This window comes from Streptomyces sp. NPDC030814 (assembly GCF_055572155.1).
Map to the genome: position 1 here is coordinate 240,831 of NZ_JBVIDX010000011.1, position 15,518 is coordinate 256,348.

A 15,518-nucleotide genomic window follows, 5' to 3' on the forward strand; every position below is an offset into this window, starting at 1 on the left:
ACACCCGCACACGATCGTCCCGTTCGCGTAGCCGTACGACTCTTCTCTGTGAGCGCCGTGTGTCTTCCCAGGGACCCGCCCCTGTGACAGGTCTGTGACAGTCGGCGGACACGGCCATGAAAGTGGCCGGGCAATCTTTTCGGCACAGGCAGGAAGCACCGCGGAGGCGAAGCGCCGGAGCGGGGCGAGAGACCGGAACTCCACGACGGGGGGCGCGAGATGAACACGCTGCACAGCAACAGCACTAGCGCAGTTGTCACGCGTCTCCACGACGTCATCCGGAACTCGGAGAAGTCCGGTGCCGTGAGCGGGCGGGGGTGCGCTCGCGGCACCGGGCGTCAGCACACCACGTACATGTCGGTGGTTGACGCACACGTGGGGGGAACCACGGGGGTGGCTCACGGGGGAACGGGGGCCGCGTACGGGGAGGGCACGGGGGAACGCCGTTCTGTGTCGGAGGCGGAGTTCACCGCCTACGTCCAGGAGCGTCGTGCCTCCCTGTACGCAACCGCCTACCACCTGACCGGTGACCGCTTCGAGGCCGAGGACCTCCTCCAGAGCGCCCTCTTCTCGACGTACAAGGCGTGGGACCGGATCAGTGACAAGGCCGCGGTCGGGGGCTACCTCCGCCGCACCATGACCAATCTGCACATCAGCGCGTGGCGCCGCCGCAAGCTGAACGAGTACCCGACCGAGGAGCTGCCGGAGACCGCCGGAGACACGGACGCGATGCGCGGCACGGAGCTGCGCGCCGTCCTGTGGCAGGCGCTCGCCCGCCTCCCCGAACTCCAGCGGACGATGCTGGTCCTCCGTTACTACGAGGGCCGCACCGACCCGGAGATCGCGGAGATCCTCGACATCAGTGTCGGCACGGTGAAGTCCAGCATCTGGCGGTCCCTGCGCCGCCTGCGTGAGGACGAGGTCCTCAGCTTCGGCCGTGACGAGGAGGAGTCCTTCGGGGAGCTTGTCGCCTGAAGGTCCGGGGGGAGCAGGGTAAGCGGGGGGAAGCAAGGGGATCACGGGGGATCCAGGGGAGATCGCGGTGGCGCGGGGGAGCGCCGCCGCGACAACCGGGGGGAACCGACGGGACCACGGGGGACACGGGGTCACGACGGGGAACAACGGGGGAAGCGGGGCTGGAGGGCCGGGGGGTCCGTCCAGTCCCGCTTTTGCGATGCCGCGGTTTCCGGACCAGCGGTTTCTAGGCCGGCGTCTGCGCGTGGCGGCCCGCGGCGGCCGACGCCAGCCGTCCGAGCGCCTCGTCCTTGTCACAGGGGTGGGCGCCCAGCTCGGCCTGCCGGGCCACGATCGAACGCTCCAGACGCATCAGCCGCCAGCCGCGCCGCAGCAGGAAGGGCACCGACTTGCGGCCCTCCTTCAGATCGCGCAGGAAGCGACGGCGGAACGTGGTCACCGGACCCCGGGTCAGGCACAGCGCGTCGCCGAGGACGCCGAGTTCGCGGCAGCGCCCCACGATCTCCGCGGCGAAGATGCCCTCGGCGATGAACAGCGGGGTCCGCTCGATGTACAGGGTCTCCGCGCCGGTACGCGCGCTGAGGGAGATGTCGTACGTCGGCACGGTCGTACGCCCCGTGCGGCACAGCTCCTCGATCGCCGCGACGGCGGTGTCCGCGTCCCAGGACAGCGGGTGATCCCAGTCGATGTCCGTGCTGCCCTCCACCAGCGGCAGCGTCGGGTCGTCGCCCTCCTTGTAGAAGTCGTCGAGCCGCAGCACGGGCAGGCCGGAGCGGGCGGCGAGGAGGGACTTGCCTGAGCCGGACGGACCGGACAGCAGGACGACCCGGGTCGGTATCGGGGGATGCGAACTCACGAGAGTCCAGTGTGAGGCATCGCGCGGCTCCCGCCGAGTGGCCGGGTCGCCCTTGGAGCGCACATCACACACCAACTACCGTGTGTGCCTTCCTTCTTGCTTTCGGTAGCCGGAGGGGATCGCGCTCATGGTCTCGGCACTCTGTGCTCCGAGCGCCGTTGCCCGGCCGTGACGACCCAGGTCGTCACGGCCGGGCCGGCGATGCTCCCCGCGTCCGTCAGTATCCGTCAGTACGAGGAACCCGACGCTCCCAGCGACCCCGTCGGGTGCCACACCGTCTTCGTCTCCAGGAACGCCGTCATGCGGTCGATCCCCGGAGTCGCCGACCAGTCGTCCACAGGCTGTGGACGCAGCACCCGCTTCAGGTTGTCGGCGGCGGCGATCTCCAGCTCCTTGGCGAGCAGGTCGTCCGCACCGGCCAGGTCGATCGCGTTGACGTCCTGGTGGGCGGCGAGCGGCGTCGCGATCTCCGCCGTACGGCCGGACAGGACGTTCACCACGCCGCCGGGTACGTCGGAGGTGGCCAGGACCTCGCCCAGCGACAGTGCCGGCAGCGGGGACTTCTCGGAGGCCACGACGACGGCAGTGTTGCCCGTGGCGATGACGGGGGCGACCACCGACACCAGGCCCAGGAAGGACGACTCCTGCGGGGCGAGGACGGCGACGACACCGGTGGGCTCGGGGGCCGACAGGTTGAAGTACGGGCCCGCCACCGGGTTCCCGCCGCCCACCACCTGGGCGATCTTGTCGGTCCAGCCCGCGTACCAGACCCAGCGGTCGATCGTCGCCTCCACCTGGGCGGCGGCCTTCGACTTCGACAGGCCCTCGGCGTCGGCGACCTCGTGGACGAACTGGCCCTTGCGGCCCTCCAGCATCTCCGCGACCCGGTACAGGACCTGACCCCGGTTGTACGCCGTCGCGCCGGACCAGGCGGCGAACGCCTTGCGGGCGGCGACCACCGCGTCACGGGCGTCCTTGCGGGAGGAGAGCGGCGCGTTGGCCAGCCACTTGCCCTTTGCGTCGCTCACCTCGTACACCCGGCCGCTCTCCGAACGCGGGAACTTCCCGCCGACGTACAGCTTGTAGGTCTTGAAGACGCTCAGACGGTTCGGTTCAGACATCGAGGTACGCCTCCAGGCCGTGGCGGCCGCCCTCGCGGCCGAAGCCCGACTCCTTGTAGCCGCCGAACGGCGAGGTCGGGTCGAACTTGTTGAACGTGTTGGACCAGACGACGCCCGCGCGGAGCTTGTTCGCGACGGCCAGGATCCGGGAGCCCTTCTCGGTCCAGATGCCCGCCGAGAGGCCGTACTGGCTGTTGTTGGCCTTGGCGACGGCCTCGTCCGGGGTGCGGAAGGTCAGCACCGACAGCACCGGGCCGAAGATCTCGTCGCGGGCGATGGTGTGCGCCTGGGTGACGTTCGTGAACAGCGTCGGCGCGAACCAGTAACCCGCGGCGGGCAGTTCGCACGCCGGGGACCAGCGCTCGGCGCCCTCCGCCTCGCCCTTCTCGACGAGCGAGGTGATCCGGGTCAGCTGCTCCTCGGAGTTGATCGCCCCGATGTCCGTGTTCTTGTCGAGCGGGTCGCCGAGGCGGAGCGTCGACAGGCGGCGCTTCAGGGAGTCCAGCAGCTCGTCCTGGATCGACTCCTGGACCAGGAGGCGGGAGCCCGCGCAGCAGACCTGGCCCTGGTTGAAGAAGATGCCGCTCACGATGCCCTCGACGGCCTGGTCGATCGGGGCGTCGTCGAAGACGATGTTCGCGCCCTTGCCGCCCAGCTCCAGGGTGAGCTTCTTGCGGGTGCCGGCGACCGTCTTCGCGATCTCCTTGCCGACGGCCGTGGAGCCGGTGAAAGCCACCTTGTTGACGTCGGGGTGCGCGACCAGGGCCGCGCCCGTGTCGCCGTAGCCGGGGAGGATGTTGACGACGCCCTTGGGCAGGCCCGCCTGGCGGCAGATGTCCGCGAAGAACAGCGCCGTCAGTGGAGTGGTCTCCGCCGGCTTGAGGACGACCGTGTTGCCGGTGGCCAGGGCCGGGGCGATCTTCCACGCCAGCATCAGCAGCGGGAAGTTCCACGGGATGACCTGGCCCGCGACACCCAGCGGCCTGGGGTTCGCGCCGAAGCCGGCGTGGTCGAGCTTGTCGGCCCAGCCGGCGTAGTAGAAGAAGTGCGCGGCGACCAGGGGCAGGTCGGCGTCGCGGGTCTCCTTGATCGGCTTGCCGTTGTCCAGCGTCTCCAGGACCGCCAGCTCACGGCTGCGTTCCTGGATGATGCGGGCGATGCGGAAGAGGTACTTCGCGCGCTCCGAGCCGGGCAACGCCGACCACTTCTCGAATGCCTTGCGGGCCGCCTGCACGGCGCGGTCGACATCGGCCTCACCGGCCTGGGCGATCTCGGAGAGGACCTCCTCGGAGGCGGGGCTGACGGTCTTGAAGACCTTGCCGTCGGCCGCCTCGGTGAACTCGCCGTCGATGAACAGGCCGTACGAGGGCGCGATGTCGACGATCGCGCGGGACTCGGGGGCCGGGGCGTACTCGAATACGGGTGACATCTTTTCCATGGTCATGGGGTCTCAGTCCACCGTCACGTAGTCGGGGCCGGAGTAGCGGCCGGTGGCCAGCTTCTGGCGCTGCATCAGCAGGTCGTTCAGGAGCGAGGAGGCGCCGAAGCGGAACCAGTGGTTGTCCAGCCAGTCCTCGCCGGCGGTCTCGTTGACCAGGACCAGGAACTTGATCGCGTCCTTGGACGTGCGGATGCCGCCGGCCGGCTTCACACCGACCTGCACACCGGTCTGGGCGCGGAAGTCGCGGACGGCCTCCAGCATGAGGAGGGTGTTGGCGGGGGTGGCGTTGACCGCGACCTTGCCGGTCGAGGTCTTGATGAAGTCCGCGCCCGCGAGCATGCCCAGCCAGCTGGCGCGGCGGATGTTGTCGTACGTCGAGAGCTCGCCCGTCTCGAAGATGACCTTCAGGCGGGCGGCGCCGCAGGCCTCCTTCACGGCGACGATCTCGTCGTACACCTTCAGGTAGCGGCCCGCGAGGAACGCGCCCCGGTCGATGACCATGTCGATCTCGTCCGCGCCGGCGTCCACCGCCTCCCGGACGTCGGCCAGCTTGACCGACAGGGGGGCGCGGCCCGCCGGGAAGGCGGTGGCGACCGAGGCGACCTTCACGCTGGACCCCGCGACGGCCGCCTTGGCGGTGGCGACCATGTCGGGGTACACGCAGACCGCCGCCGTGGACGGGGTCGTGCGGTCGGTGGGGTCGGGGTGGACCGCCTTGGCGCCGAGGGCCCGGACCTTGCCCGGGGTGTCCGCGCCTTCCAGCGTCGTCAGGTCGACCATGGAGATCGCCAGGTCGATGGCGTACGCCTTGGCGGTCGTCTTGATGGAACGGGTGCCGAGGGAGGCGGCGCGCGCCTCCAGGCCAACCGCGTCCACACCGGCCAGTCCGTGGAGGAAGCGGCGCAGTGTGCTGTCGGACGCGGTGACGTCGGCTAGGGCGTGGGGTGCGGCTGTGGACATGGTCACCAGACGAGCATATCTACGCGCGTAGCGGGTGTACACCCCCGGAGTCTCGTCGAACTGTGCGGGACGGGATGGCGTCCGGAGCGGCGCGGGGGGCCGGTGGCTTGTGGGGGTCGGGCCCGAAGCGGTGTGCGGGCCGCGCCGGGCTGCGGAAGGGCGGAGCCCGGGGGCCTTGCGGTGGTGGGGGCCGGTGGCCCGGCAGGTGAGAGCCAGGGGTGGGGAGGGAGTGGACCGGGGGCCGTGCGAGGGCCCCGTTCGGGGTGTCGTGCAGAATCGGGAGCATGACCACCCCGGATCGACCGTCGTCCCAGCAGCAGCCGGAATCCCGGAAGCGCTCGCAGGCCTCGACGTCATCGCAGGGCACGCCGTCCTCGGAGACCCCGAAGGCCGAGCGGGCTCCCGAAGCCGCGAAAGCCCGGCCGCAGCAGGCGCCTCCGGCGGCCCCCCGGCCCGCCAAGCCCGTCTACAAGGACCGCGCCTACCGGTCGCCCGGCGGGCTCGTGGGCGGTGTGCTGCTCCTCGGGCTCTTCGGATGGCTCGGCGCGGACGCGGTGATCACCGGGGATGGGCGTACGCCCTGGCTGGCGCTGGCGGCGATGCTGCTGGCCGTGCCGCTGGTGGTGGCCTTCTCGGTGCGGCCCGCCGTCTTCGCCAACGACGACCGGCTCCGGGTGCGCAATCCGTTCCGCGTGATCGAACTGCCCTGGGCCTCGGTCGCCTCGCTGCGGTCCGGTTACTCCAACGAGGTGATCGACGAGGCCGGGACCAAGTACCAGCTGTGGGCCGTCCCCGTGTCGTTGCGCGCCCGCAAGAAGGCCGCCCGGCAGCAGGCCCGGGAGTCCGGCAGGGCTGCCAAGGGCGACAGCAGCGGCCGTACGTCGCTGGAGCCGCGGACCGTCCGCGCCGAGACCGACCAGATCATGGCCGACCTGCGCGAGCTGTGCGAGGCGCGCGCGAAGGCGCCGGGGTCCCAGGGGGAGCCGACCGTCCGCTGGGCCTGGGAGGTCATGGGACCGGCGGCGGCGGGAGCCGTACTGCTGGCGATCCTGATCGCGCTGGGGTGAGCGCCGGGGCCTTCGCTCGGATCATGCCGACTTCGTGCCGGGCGTGGCTCCGGAACTGCCCGTCATGGCTCCGGGGCGGTCCGCAAAGGTGACGGAACGGTCCCCAAAGGCACCGGAACCCGCAAAACACCCTGGAACCGCCGCTTCTCGCGCCGTAGGGCACCCGTACTGAGGGTCCGTCAGGCTTGGGCCGTACGGTCGTACGAATGACGAGCACCGTTGCGGTCCGAGTGTCTAGGTAGCGATGAGTACGAATATCGAGTCCCCGGGGCAGCCGTTGCGGCGGCTGCCCGAGTCCGCCGTGCCCGAGGGCTGCCCGGCCTGGAGCGGGGAGAAGGCGCGTCTGTGGGCGCGGGCGCAGCCCCCGGCGTGGGTGCCGGTGCGGATGAGGTCCCTGCACCTGCTCGCCCTGGCCATGGTCGGACTGACGGCCGGCTTCTGGCTGGCCAACTCCCGTGACGTGCCGCCCGCACTCGCCGCGCTCGTTCCCCTGCACCTCGTGTGGACCCTGGCGCGCCCCGAGGCCCTGCGGGTCTCCGGCCCTGTGCTGACCCTCGTCCTCGCCTGGTACGCCGGCACGCACGACCTTCCGGTCCTCGTGGGCTTCCTCCTGGTGAACGCCGCCTGGGCGCTCGCCGAGTTCCGGATGAGCGCGCGGCGGATGCAGCGGCAGTGGGCCGTGAGCGCCGCCGAGGGGGTCACCGCCGTGGTGCCGGACGGCGTCGGGCCGCTGCGGCGCGGGCGGTTCCTCATCGCGCTGGGGCTGGTCCTCGCGGTCCTCGGCGGGGCGTTCGTCGCCGTCGCGTCCGGGTGGGAAGCGGCCACCGACCGCCGGGAGGCCATGCTGGCCGGGTGGTTCGTGGTCGGCTGGGGGCTCACCGCGCTGGCCTCCGGCCGGCTCGCCCGTCGCCGCGCCGCCGGGCTGCGGGGCACCCCTGTCCCGGTCCTGCGGGTCCTCGTGCGCGACGGCGCCAACGGCGACGTGGAGGTCTTCACCGCCGACGATGTGGCGGCGCTGCGGCCGATGTTCACCGTCACGGCCGAGGAGTGGTACGACGACGATGACGAGGATGAGGACGAGGAGGCCCGCCTGCTCAAGGAGAAGGAGGTGGAGGCGCTCCTCGACTCCCTCGACGGTGACGCCGACGAGGTGACACAGCCCGGGCCGCTGCGCGAGGCCGTGCTGTACGGAGCGCCGTACGACGGCGGGGAACTCGTGATCGTCAGCGCGCCCGAGGACGCCCGGAACGGCGCCGACGAGGGCAGCGAGGGGGGCCAGGAGGCGGGCGAGGGCGAGGCAGAGGCGCCGCAGCGGGGTGCCGAGCCCGCGGGCCCGGCCGGCGTGCCGGCGGTGGTCTCGGAGGGTGCAGGCGCCGGGGCGGAGCGCGCGGAGGAGCCGGAGGGGAGCGGCGGTTCGGGGGACGAGGAGTGCGTCGTCGAGTCGTCCATGGGGCCCGTGCGGGCCCTGTCCGAGCGGGCGGTACGGCTGCGGACCGCGGCGGAGAAGGCACGGGCCCGGCGGGCCGCGGTGTACGCGGACCGGCGCGCGGCCGCGGCCGACGGAATCACCGAGCGGCTGGCGTCCGGGGCGGTACGGCGGTGGCGGGCCGGTTGGCTGGACTGGTCCGTCTGCCTGGTGGTCGTGCTGTGGGCGTCGGCGATGGTGCTGTCCGAGGGCGGCGGCTGGCGGTACGTCCCTGGCGCCCTCCTCGGGCTCATCGGCGTCCTGCTGCTGCCGCGCATGGCCGCGTGGCGTATCACCGCCGACCGGGACGGGCTCTGGTTCAACGGCATGCTCGGGGTCCGGCACATCGAGTGGGACCACATCATGACCGTGCGGTGCGAGGGCGGCGAGCTCAAGGTGGACAGCCGCCGGCCCCGGTTCGGCGCGGCCTGGAGGGCGCACGCGCCCCGCTGGGCCCGGCTGGAGCGACGGTGCGGGCTGGTCCACCCGTACGAGCGGACGGCCGCCGAGATCACCGCGATGTGGCAGGACCCGGCCCTGCGGCCCACGCGGGCGAGCGGCGAACGCGAACGGGGCCGGGCGCTGTGGCCGCTGGGCGTGGTCCTGGGGTTGGTGTGGGTGGCGGCGTTGGTTCAGGTGCCGTAGGGCGCCGCGACACCGGGCGACATGGCGGAAGCCCCGGCCGACGATCGTCGGCCGGGGCTCGGCGTGCTGCTCGGGGCGGAGCGCCGGGGGCTCAGATGCCGGCGGCGGCCGAGAGGTCCTGCTTGATCTTCGCCAGGAGGTCCGTCGCCGTCGCGCGGGCCTCGGGGAGGTCGGCGTGGGCGGCGACCGGGACGACCACCTCCAGGTAGCACTTGAGCTTGGGCTCGGTGCCGCTGGGCCGGACGATCACGCGGGCGCCGTCGAGCGTGTAGCGCAGGCCGTCCGTGGGCGGGAGCCGGTCCGTGCCCCGGGTGAGGTCCTCCGCCTTGGTGATGGCGAGGCCCGCGAGGGTGGTCGGCGGCTGCTCGCGGAGCTGCTCCATGGCGCGTGCGATGACCGACAGGTCCTCGACGCGGACGGAGAGCTGGTCGGTGGCGTGCAGACCGTGCTCGACGGCGATGTCGTCGAGGAGGTCCAGGAGGGTGCGGCCCTCCTCCTTCAGCTGCGAGGCCAGCTCCGTGATGAGGAGGGCGGCGGTGATGCCGTCCTTGTCGCGCACGCCCTCGGGGTCGACGCAGTAGCCGAGGGCCTCCTCGTAGCCGTAGCGCAGGCCGTCGACGCGGGCGATCCACTTGAAGCCGGTGAGGGTCTCCTCGTAGGGCAGGCCCGCCTTCCCGGCGATACGGCCGAGGAGGGAGGAGGAGACGATCGACTCGGCGAAGGTGCCCTGGGCGCCGCGCCGGACCAGATGGGTGGCGAGGAGCGCGCCCACCTCGTCGCCGCGCAGCATGCGCCAGTCCGCCCCGTCCTTGACGGCCACGGCGCAGCGGTCGGCGTCCGGGTCGTTGGCGACGATCAGGTCGGGGTCCGTCTCGCGGGCCTTCGCGAAGGCCAGGTCCATCGCGCCGGGCTCCTCCGGGTTGGGGAAGGCCACGGTCGGGAAGTCCGGGTCCGGCTCGGCCTGCTCCGCGACCAGCACCGGCTCCGGGAACCCGGCCCGGGCGAACGCGGCGAGCAGGGTGTCCCTGCCGACGCCGTGCATCGCCGTGTAGACGGTGCGCGCGGTCCGGGGGGAGCCCTCGGCGAGGACGGCGTCCGTGCGGGCCAGATAGGCGCCGAGGACGCTGTCGTCCAGGGTCGCCCAGCCGTCGTCGGGGCGGGGGACGTCGGCGAGGGAGCGTACGGCGTCGATCTCGGCCGCGATCTCCGCGTCGGCCGGGGGCACGATCTGCGAACCGTCGCCGAGGTAGACCTTGTAACCGTTGTCGCGGGGCGGGTTGTGGCTGGCCGTGACCTCCACGCCGGCCACCGCGCCCAGGTGCCTTATGGCGAAGGCCAGGACCGGGGTCGGGAGCGGTCGGGGCAGGATGGCGGCGCGCAGACCGGCGCCGGTCATGACCGCGGCGGTGTCGCGGGCGAAGTCCGCCGACTTGTGGCGCGCGTCGTATCCGATGACGACGAGGCCGCCGGTGGAGCCCTGCTTGTTCAGGTACGCGGCGAGACCCGCCGCCGCGCGGATGACCACCGAACGGTTCATGCGCAGGGGGCCCGCTCCGAGTTCCCCGCGGAGGCCGGCGGTGCCGAACTGGAGGGTGCCGCTGAAGCGTGCGGCGAGCTCCGCGGTGTCCCCGGCGTCGATGAGCCCGGCGAGTTCCTCGCGGGTCTCCGCGTCGGGGTCCTCGGCGAGCCATGTCCTGGCCCGTGCGATGAGTTCGTCCTGCACGTCGGGGTCCAACCTCTCTTGTTCGTCGGCGTCGGGTTCGGGGCCGAGGGCGCCCAGTGGCTCAAGGGTGCGGGGCTTCGTTGGCGGGTGCGAGTGGGTGGGGGGTGTTCGCGCAGTTTCCCGTGCCCCTGAAGGGTTGGGCCCGCGGCCCGCCCTTCATCCGGAAAAGCACGGGGCGCAGCCCCGGTCGATTTTCAGGGCGCGGGGAACTGCGCGAGGAACCACATACCACCCGCGCCCGCCGACGTCCCGAGCCCTCCGAGCTCTGCCGCGGCTACAGACGGTCCAGCACCTGCGTCAGCAGCTCGCCCATCCGGGTTGCGGAGTCGCGGCCCGCCTGGAGGACCTCCTCGTGGTTGAGGGGCTCGCCGGTCATGCCGGCCGCCAGGTTGGTGACCAGGGAGATACCCAGGACCTCCGCGCCCGCCTCGCGCGCGGCGATGGCCTCCAGGACCGTCGACATGCCGACGAGGTCCGCGCCGATGACGCGGGCCATGCGGATCTCCGCCGGGGTCTCGTAGTGCGGGCCCGTGAACTGCGCGTAGACGCCCTCCTCCAGGGAGGGGTCGATCTCCTTGCACAGGGCGCGCAGCCGCGGCGAGTACAGGTCCGTCAGGTCGACGAAGTTCGCGCCGACGATCGGCGACGTCGCCGTCAGGTTCAGGTGGTCGCTGATCAGAACCGGCTGGCCGGGGCGCATGCCCTCGCGGAGGCCGCCGCAGCCGTTGGTCAGCACGATCGTCTTGACGCCGGCGGCGACGGCCGTACGGACGCCGTGCGCGACGGCGGCGACGCCGCGGCCCTCGTAGTAGTGGGTGCGGCCCAGGAACACGAGAGCGCGCTTGTCACCGATCCTGTACGAGCGGATCTTGCCGCCGTGGCCCTCCACCGCCGGGGGCGGGAAGCCGGGCAGCTCGGTGACCTGGAACTCGGCCTCGGGGGCGCCGAGCGCGTCCACGGCCGGGGCCCAGCCGGAGCCCATCACGAGGGCGACGTCGTGGGTCTCGGCGCCCGTGAGCTCCCGCAGGCGCGCGGCGGCGGCGTCGGCGGCGGCGTAGGGGTCGCCCTGGATGTCGTCCGGAAGAAGAGAAGCGTTCACGCGACGAGAGTATCCGTTCTCGGCCTACGCGCGTAGATGACAAGCCTCACGGGATTGGGATCGTTGTCTTGTCGTTTCCCGCCAAAGGGGGCGCCGGGTGGGCCGCACGAGGGGTGCCAGGCGGACCCGACGCGCCCTGTCGAGCGGGGTCGGACACCGGCGCGCGGGAACGCCGGACGAGAGGTGGCGTGGACCTCAGCACGGTCGCTTGCGAAGTTCCATCACATAGTCGTGCGGGGCTCCAGCGGACTCCGCGGCGTCGGCGATCTCGCCGAGGTAGCGGGCGGAGGGCAGGCCGCCCTCGTAGCCGTTGAGGACGTAGACCCAGGCCGGCTCCTCGCCCTCCAGGGTGTGCACCCGGACCCTCATCCGGCGGTATATGTCGAGGCCGACACCCACCCACCGGTCCATCGCCTCCTCGTCCATCGGGGCGATGTCGTACAGCGCCACGAAGACCTGGGAGCGGGGGGCCTCGACGACCGTGGCGAGCGCGCCCTCCCAGCCCATGTGCTCGCCGCCGAAGGTCAGGCGCCAGTCGTTCAGCCAGCCGGTCGCGCGCAGCGGGGAGTGGGGGGCGCGGCGGGACATCAGGCGGGCGTCGAGGTTGCCGGCGTAGGCGGCGTAGAGCGACATGGGGGAGAGCGTAAGCGCTCCGCCGGGGTGGGCGGGGCGGGAGGGGGCGGGGGAGGGGGTGCGTCGGCGGGATGCGTGTCCGTTGTGGCAGGTCGCGCAGTTGCCCGCGCCCCTGGACGGCCCCCCGGGCCGGTCCGGCGCGCCCCCGGGTGCGCGCCCGTGTGTTCATCGCGGCCGACCCCCGGTTGCCGAGCGCTCCTCCGCGCCCCGTCCCGCGAGCCTTCTGCCGCCGGTTCCCTGGGTGCCCGCCCCTCGGCGGCTGACTCCCCGGGTGCCTGAGTGCCCCCGGCCGCCGGCTGGCCGGTTGCCGAGCGCCTCCGAGGCCGGTTCCGCGCTGCCCGAACGTCCCTCCCGCGGCCCGTGCCCCGGTGCCCACCCCCTCGCAGCCGGCTCCCCTGCTGCCGAGCGCCCCCGGCTGTCGCTTCCCGGTTGATGAGCGCCTCCTGAGGCCGGTGCCGGTTGCCCGAGCGTCCCCGCGACCGATCCCACGGCCGCCGCCGGAGCCCCCGCGCCGGGTTTCCCTGCTGCCCGGGCGGTCTCCCCGCGCCCGGTCCGCCCCGGCCGCCCGCCCCCGGATCCCTTCCCCCCGCTGCCGCTCCGGAGAGGCCCAAGAAGCCGCTCCCCCCGTCGTTGACGGGACCGCAGGACCCCGACTCCGTCGCATCGGGGTTCGTGCGGGAGAATGGAGTACGTGACTCGGATCGTGATCATCGGTGGCGGACCCGGCGGCTATGAAGCGGCGCTGGTGGCCGCGCAGCTCGGCGCGGAGGTGACCGTCGTGGACTGCGACGGTCTGGGCGGGGCGTCGGTGCTGACCGACTGCGTGCCGTCGAAGACGCTCATCGCTACCGCCGAGGTGATGACCACCTTCGACTCGTCGTACGAGGAGCTGGGCATCATCGTCGCCGACGACACCCCGTACATCGACACGCCCGCGCGTGTCGTCGGGGTCGACCTCGGCAAGGTCAACCGGCGTGTGAAACGGCTCGCGCTGGCGCAGTCGCATGACATCACCGCCTCCGTGACGCGCGCCGGCGCGCGTGTCATGCGCGGGCGCGGGCGGCTGGTCGGGCAGCAGGATCTCGACGGGTCGCGCAAGGTCGTCGTCAGGGCGGCCGACGGGTCCGAGGAGACCCTGATCGCCGACGCCGTCCTCATCGCCACCGGTGGCCATCCGCGTGAGGTGCCCGACGCACAGCCCGACGGGGAGCGGATCCTCAACTGGACACAGGTGTACGACCTCGACGAGCTGCCCGAAGAGCTGATCGTGGTCGGGTCGGGTGTGACGGGTGCCGAGTTCGCCGGTGCCTATCAGGCGCTCGGTTCGCGGGTCACCCTCGTGTCCAGCCGTGACCGCGTGCTGCCGGGCGAGGACCCCGACGCCGCCGCCGTTCTGGAGGACGTGTTCCGCAGGCGCGGCATGAACGTCATGGCGCGCTCGCGGGCCCAGTCCGCCAAGCGGGTCGGCGACCGGGTCGAGGTGACCCTCGCGGACGGGCGCGTCATCAGCGGATCGCACTGCCTGATGGCCGTCGGCGCCATTCCGAACAGCGCCGGCATGGGGCTGGAGGAGGCCGGGGTCAAGCTCAAGGACTCCGGGCACATCTGGACCGACAAGGTCTCGCGGACGTCGGCCCCGGGCGTGTACGCGGCCGGTGACGTCACCGGCGTGTTCGCCCTCGCCTCCGTGGCCGCCATGCAGGGCCGTATCGCCATGTACCACTTCCTCGGCGACGCGGTGGCCCCGCTGAACCTGAAGACCGTGTCGTCCAACGTCTTCACCGACCCCGAGATCGCCACCGTCGGCTACACCCAGGCCGACCTCGACGCCGGGGTCATCGACGCCGTCGGCGTGAAGCTGCCGCTGCTGCGCAACCCGCGCGCCAAGATGCAGGGCATCCGCGACGGTTTCGTCAAGATCTTCTGCCGGCCGGGCACCGGCATCGTCGTCGGGGGCGTCGTGGTCTCCCCGCGCGCCTCGGAACTGATTCACCCCATCTCGATCGCGGTCGACAACAACCTGACCGTCGAACAGATCGCGAACGCCTTCACCGTGTACCCGTCCCTGTCGGGCTCGATCGCCGAGGTCGCCCGCCAGCTCCACACCCGCAAGTCGGGCGGCGGCGTCTGACGAGGTCGAACGGCAGCACAGGAACGGGTCCGAGCCGGCCGGCGGCTCGGACCCGTCGCGTTTACGTCCCGGATGGTCCCTATATCACTCCTCGCCCCACGGTGCGAACAACTTCTGTTATTCGGCGCAAACTGCTGAAAGCAGATGGTCGTTGGCGTTACTGTCAGTTTCGTGTTCGCTGCAGAACGTCGCCAATTGATCCTCGAAATGGTGCGTGCCAACGGAGCCGTGTCGCTCCGTGAGCTCGCCCGCGTCGTCCAGACCTCCGAAGTGACCGTACGGCGGGACGTGCGCGCTCTGGAGGCAGAAGGACTCCTCGACCGCCGGCACGGCGGTGCGGTATTGCCGGGCGGGTTCACGCGGGAGTCCGGCTTTCCGCAGAAATCTCATCTCGCGACCGCCGAGAAGACGGCCATCGCCGACCTCGCCGCGAGCTTCGTCGAAGAGGGCGAGGCCATCGTGGTCGGGGCGGGGACCACCACGCAGGAGCTGGCACGCCGGCTCGCGCGGGTTCCCGGGCTGACCGTCGTCACCAACTCCCTGCTGGTGGCTCAGGCGTTGGCCCACGCCAACCGTGTGGAAGTCGTGATGACCGGTGGCACCCTGCGCGGTTCCAACTACGCCCTGGTCGGCTCCGGTGCCGAGCAGTCCCTCCAGGGGCTGCGCGTCTCCAAGGCCTTCCTCTCCGGCAGCGGGCTGACCGCGGAGCGCGGCCTGTCCACGTCCAACATGCTGTCGGCGTCCGTCGACCGGGCGCTGGTCCAGGCCGCCGCCGAGGTGGTCGTCCTCGCCGACCACACCAAACTGGGCACCGACACCATGTTCCAGACGGTGCCGACCGATGTGATCACCCGGCTGGTCACCGACGACCCGCCCGGTCACGACGACCGCGCGGTGCCCGAGTTGCAGGCCCTGGCCGATCAGGGGGTGCAGATCTCCGTGGCCGGGGCGTCCGGCGGCGGCACGGGCCAGGATGCCGTCCCGGCGCGCCAGTCCCGCCGGGACATGCCGCTCCCGGGCCCCCGCCGGAACCAGGTCCACGGCACCGCGCCGCAGTTGCGCAGCGCCACGGTGGTGGGGGAGCCGCCGACCGGCGAGCGCGAACGGGAGCGAGCGGCCCGCGTGGCGGACCTGCGCCGCCGTTGATTCGGCCGTTCCGCCGCAGGTGAGCCACGGGGGCAAAGGCTGCCGCCGTCGGCCGGCGGGCCCCCCCGCCGAACGGGGTTACGCCAGGGCGGCGGTGGAGTCGGGCAACGGGCCGACGGCGTACCAGTAGTCGTCGGGTACGCCGGAGGGCGGCGAGGCGTCGCGGACCGGTAGCCGTCGGCTGCGCCAAGGACGTCGAGGGCACCGCCGATCCGACCGGGACCGTCCGCGGGTGTGGGGCGCCGGGCGCTCCGCG

General features: G+C 72.3%; 12 protein-coding genes. 5 read left to right on the forward strand and 7 right to left on the reverse strand.

The window, feature by feature from the left end; translation table 11 throughout:
• Nucleotides 1-219 precede the first annotated feature (219 nt).
• A complete protein-coding gene (locus tag ACZ43N_RS24120) occupies nucleotides 220-975 on the forward strand; it encodes a SigE family RNA polymerase sigma factor (RefSeq protein ID WP_468100260.1) in 756 nt (251 codons plus the stop codon).
• Nucleotides 976-1,201: 226 nt separating this feature from the next.
• Here the strand turns inward: ACZ43N_RS24120 and ACZ43N_RS24125 are convergent, their stop codons facing one another.
• The 4 genes from ACZ43N_RS24125 to deoC form a co-directional block, all read right to left on the reverse strand.
• Nucleotides 1,202-1,831 carry a uridine kinase family protein gene (locus ACZ43N_RS24125; RefSeq protein ID WP_468100262.1) on the reverse strand — a complete coding sequence of 210 codons (630 nt, stop codon included), beginning with the start codon at nucleotides 1,829-1,831 and terminating at the stop codon, nucleotides 1,202-1,204.
• A 227-nt stretch (nucleotides 1,832-2,058) separates the two neighbouring features.
• The gene (locus ACZ43N_RS24130) at nucleotides 2,059-2,952 is read right to left on the reverse strand and encodes an aldehyde dehydrogenase family protein (protein WP_468100264.1); all 894 of its coding nucleotides are present in this window, start codon (nucleotides 2,950-2,952) and stop codon (nucleotides 2,059-2,061) included.
• Nucleotides 2,945-4,381: an aldehyde dehydrogenase family protein gene (locus ACZ43N_RS24135; protein WP_468100266.1), complete on the reverse strand. Its 1,437-nt coding sequence runs from the start codon at nucleotides 4,379-4,381 to the stop codon at nucleotides 2,945-2,947. Before ACZ43N_RS24135 ends, ACZ43N_RS24130 begins: the two co-directional genes overlap by 8 nt.
• A 21-nt stretch (nucleotides 4,382-4,402) precedes the next feature.
• Complete coding sequence (gene deoC / locus ACZ43N_RS24140) at nucleotides 4,403-5,353, reverse strand: deoxyribose-phosphate aldolase (RefSeq protein ID WP_468100340.1); 951 nt, start codon at nucleotides 5,351-5,353, stop codon at nucleotides 4,403-4,405.
• Nucleotides 5,354-5,856: 503 nt separating this feature from the next.
• On the opposite strand from deoC, the gene ACZ43N_RS24145 reads away from it, so the two are divergent.
• Together ACZ43N_RS24145 and ACZ43N_RS24150 are read left to right on the forward strand one after the other, a co-directional pair.
• Nucleotides 5,857-6,420: a PH domain-containing protein gene (locus tag ACZ43N_RS24145; protein ID WP_468100341.1), complete on the forward strand. Its 564-nt coding sequence runs from the start codon at nucleotides 5,857-5,859 to the stop codon at nucleotides 6,418-6,420.
• A 244-nt stretch (nucleotides 6,421-6,664) separates the two neighbouring features.
• On the forward strand, nucleotides 6,665-8,530 hold the full coding sequence (locus ACZ43N_RS24150; RefSeq protein WP_468100268.1) for a hypothetical protein: 1,866 nt from the start codon (nucleotides 6,665-6,667) through the stop codon (nucleotides 8,528-8,530).
• A gap of 91 nt (nucleotides 8,531-8,621) precedes the next feature.
• Here the strand turns inward: ACZ43N_RS24150 and ACZ43N_RS24155 are convergent, their stop codons facing one another.
• From ACZ43N_RS24155 to ACZ43N_RS24165, 3 genes are all read right to left on the reverse strand, one after another.
• Entirely contained in the window at nucleotides 8,622-10,253 is a 1,632-nt protein-coding gene (locus ACZ43N_RS24155) for a phospho-sugar mutase (protein ID WP_468100270.1), read from the reverse strand.
• 274 nt (nucleotides 10,254-10,527) lie between these two features.
• Nucleotides 10,528-11,352, reverse strand: coding sequence for a purine-nucleoside phosphorylase (locus ACZ43N_RS24160; RefSeq protein ID WP_468100271.1), 825 nt, complete (start codon nucleotides 11,350-11,352; stop codon nucleotides 10,528-10,530).
• A 195-nt stretch (nucleotides 11,353-11,547) separates the two neighbouring features.
• The gene (locus tag ACZ43N_RS24165; RefSeq protein WP_107463474.1) at nucleotides 11,548-11,985 is read right to left on the reverse strand and encodes a gamma-glutamylcyclotransferase family protein; all 438 of its coding nucleotides are present in this window, start codon (nucleotides 11,983-11,985) and stop codon (nucleotides 11,548-11,550) included.
• 682 nt (nucleotides 11,986-12,667) lie between these two features.
• On the opposite strand from ACZ43N_RS24165, the gene ACZ43N_RS24170 reads away from it, so the two are divergent.
• The gene (locus tag ACZ43N_RS24170; RefSeq protein ID WP_468100273.1) at nucleotides 12,668-14,116 is read left to right on the forward strand and encodes an NAD(P)H-quinone dehydrogenase; all 1,449 of its coding nucleotides are present in this window, start codon (nucleotides 12,668-12,670) and stop codon (nucleotides 14,114-14,116) included.
• 144 nt (nucleotides 14,117-14,260) lie between these two features.
• Nucleotides 14,261-15,262, forward strand: a complete 1,002-nt coding sequence (locus ACZ43N_RS24175; protein WP_468100274.1) for a DeoR/GlpR family DNA-binding transcription regulator — start codon at nucleotides 14,261-14,263, stop codon at nucleotides 15,260-15,262.
• Nucleotides 15,263-15,518 lie beyond the last annotated feature (256 nt).

What these genes read in the sequence shown, in the direction of transcription:
- ACZ43N_RS24120 (WP_468100260.1), top strand. Translation starts at nt 220, where the DNA reads ATGAACACGCTGCACAGCAACAGCACTAGCGCAGTTGTCACGCGTCTC.
- ACZ43N_RS24165 (WP_107463474.1), bottom strand. Translation starts at nt 11,985, where the DNA reads ATGTCGCTCTACGCCGCCTACGCCGGCAACCTCGACGCCCGCCTGATG.
- ACZ43N_RS24135 (WP_468100266.1), bottom strand. Translation starts at nt 4,381, where the DNA reads ATGTCACCCGTATTCGAGTACGCCCCGGCCCCCGAGTCCCGCGCGATC.
- ACZ43N_RS24150 (WP_468100268.1), top strand. Translation starts at nt 6,665, where the DNA reads ATGAGTACGAATATCGAGTCCCCGGGGCAGCCGTTGCGGCGGCTGCCC.
- ACZ43N_RS24130 (WP_468100264.1), bottom strand. Translation starts at nt 2,952, where the DNA reads ATGTCTGAACCGAACCGTCTGAGCGTCTTCAAGACCTACAAGCTGTAC.
- deoC (WP_468100340.1), bottom strand. Translation starts at nt 5,353, where the DNA reads ATGTCCACAGCCGCACCCCACGCCCTAGCCGACGTCACCGCGTCCGAC.
- ACZ43N_RS24170 (WP_468100273.1), top strand. Translation starts at nt 12,668, where the DNA reads ATGGAGTACGTGACTCGGATCGTGATCATCGGTGGCGGACCCGGCGGC.
- ACZ43N_RS24175 (WP_468100274.1), top strand. Translation starts at nt 14,261, where the DNA reads ATGGTCGTTGGCGTTACTGTCAGTTTCGTGTTCGCTGCAGAACGTCGC.